The organism is Desulfosporosinus hippei DSM 8344 (genome assembly GCF_900100785.1).
GTDB lineage: Bacteria > Bacillota > Desulfitobacteriia > Desulfitobacteriales > Desulfitobacteriaceae > Desulfosporosinus > Desulfosporosinus hippei.
In genome coordinates, this window is sequence record NZ_FNCP01000067.1 from 1 (window position 1) to 1656 (window position 1656).

Here is a 1656-nt window from a genome sequence, read left to right on the forward strand (position 1 = left end):
CAATGTCATTAAGTTAAGGCCTGAAAAACACAACCATCCAGATTAAGATGGTTGTGTTTTTCTTATACATACAGGTGGGCATATAAAATTTATCAATTGTAAAAAACCACTTGACAAATTAATAAAAAATTGAAGGCTTCGCCTTGAAAATGAGGACATTTTTAAGGAGGCCTTCTAAAATGAAAAAGAAAGCATATCCAGAGCAGGTACGAACTGCGCTGCACCAAGCGATACGCTCAATCACAGCAGATTTACCAGCTTGCGTGAAACGACCAAGGCAAGATTTTTCACGCGAACGCAAATTATCACTGCATACTATGCTGCTTATGCTAGTAGGCATGGGAGGCAATAGCCTTTCAAAAGAATTATATGATTGGCTGGGCTATTCGTCAGAGACTGCAACCGCCTCAGCATTTGTCCAACAGAGAGACAAAATTCGTCCAGAAGCACTGAAACTACTATTTCACGAATTTACAAGGTTAGCAGTATCGGAGAATTCATTACAAGACTACAGGCTGCTCGCTGTTGACGGTTCGGATTTGAGACTTCCGTCAAATTCAAAGGATGGATTCTCCTCCATCAGGAACAGCGAAGATAGCAAAAGTTACAATCTTGTGCATTTGGATGCTATGTATGACCTGATGGGCAAGGTTTATGTCGATGCATCCGTGCAACCCAAGAAAGGCATGAATGAGCATAAAGCCTTAGTATCCATGGTAGACCAGTCTGAAATCAGTGGAAATGTAATTGCAATCATGGATCGTGGATATGAGTCATTCAACAATATCGCTCATTTTCAGGAGAAATCATGGTACTATATCATCCGGGCGAAAGAATCCTATGGGATTATATCAAGGCTTTCTCTACCAAATTGCCCGGAATACGATGAAGAAATCACGTTAACCCTCACCCGGCGCCAAACCAAAGAAACGTTATCGCTTCTAAAAGCATACCCCCATCGGTATCGATGGATACAGCCACATACGACATTTGACTTCATTAAACCGAAAGATTCCAAGTTTTATGATTTACATTTTCGTGCCGTTCGCGTCGCTATTGCTGATGGTGTGTATGAAACGGTTTATACAAATCTCAATGCCGAAGATTTTCCGCCGGAGAAAATAAAACAGCTCTATAATCTGCGCTGGGGAATTGAGACATCTTTTAAGGAACTTAAATATGCTGTGGGTTTGGCGAGTCTGCACAGCAAAAAGAAGGATTTTATATTGCAAGAGATTTTTGCCAGACTAATTCTATACAATTACTCTTCCATTATCATGCACCACATCAGTATTCCTAAAGATTTGCGAGTAAATTTTCCAGTGGCTTTAAATATATGCCGTCAATTTTTGAGAGAGTTAATTCCAACGGTTCAAGTTCTTAAACTGATAGGTAAGCACCTTTCCCCAATACGCCCTGGCCGACAATTTCCTAGATATCAAAATTCGATTTCAGCAGTCGGGTTCCAGTACAGAATTATTTGAGATTTAACATGTGTGATAGGACTTTTACAGATGCTTTTCGGGCATCTGCATTTGTGTTGCTCAAAATTCAAAAACACCCGTGTTTTTCTATGTTATTCCGTGTATGCGACAACCCCAGCGGTATCACTTTTCTACCGCTGGGGTTTCTCATGAGCTTAACTTAATGACATTG

Annotated in this window: 1 protein-coding gene; it reads left to right on the top strand. The window is 40.4% G+C overall.

Annotation, left to right across the window (positions count from 1 at the left end; genetic code table 11):
• The first annotated feature begins 179 nt into the window (after nt 1–179).
• Entirely contained in the window at nt 180–1484 is a 1305-nt protein-coding gene (locus BLS16_RS23015; RefSeq protein WP_092335902.1) for an IS4 family transposase, read from the top strand.
• Nucleotides 1485–1656 lie beyond the last annotated feature (172 nt).

Bases quoted from the DNA above. Each gene is read 5' to 3' on its own strand.
- BLS16_RS23015 (WP_092335902.1), top strand. From the start codon at position 180: ATGAAAAAGAAAGCATATCCAGAGCAGGTACGAACTGCGCTGCACCAA.